The sequence below is a fragment of the Pseudomonas sp. EA_65y_Pfl1_P113 genome, from assembly GCF_963970525.1.
GTDB classification, from domain to species: Bacteria; Pseudomonadota; Gammaproteobacteria; order Pseudomonadales; family Pseudomonadaceae; genus Aquipseudomonas; species Aquipseudomonas tritici.
Genome location: NZ_CAXAQM010000599.1, coordinates 1 through 449, shown reverse-complemented (window position 1 = coordinate 449; position 449 = coordinate 1). Strand labels below are relative to the sequence as shown.

At 61.2% G+C, this 449-nt stretch carries 1 protein-coding gene; it reads left to right on the top strand.

Features of this window, described 5'->3' with window-relative positions; translation table 11 throughout:
• On the top strand, nt 1–449 hold a 449-nt coding region (locus AACY52_RS31280; RefSeq protein WP_370468090.1), incomplete at both ends, for an ABC transporter substrate-binding protein.

The following is a 449-nucleotide window of genomic DNA, read 5'->3' as shown; positions in this document are numbered from 1 at the left end:
CGGAGCGTTTGGACGCTCGCCGCAATGGCGGCGCTATCGGTGCTGACGGCCTCGACCGCGACCCTCGCCGCCGAACCCAGGCAGGGCGGCATTTTGCGGATGTATCACCGCGACAGTCCCGGTAACGCCTCGATTCACGAAGGCGCGACCTATTCGCTGAACGTTCCCTTCATGCCGATCTTCAACAACCTCGTCATCTACAAGCAGGACGTGGCCCAGAACAGCATGGACTCGATCGTGCCCGAACTCGCCGAGAGTTGGTCCTGGGTCAATGACAACAAGACGCTGACCTTCAAGCTGCGTCAGGGCGTGAAATGGCACGACGGCAAGCCGTTCACCGCCGACGATCTCGTCTTCACCTGGCAATATGCCAAGGATCCGGCAACCGCTGCCGTCACCATCGCGACCTTCCGCGACATCGTCGTGGAGAAGATCGACGACCTGACGGT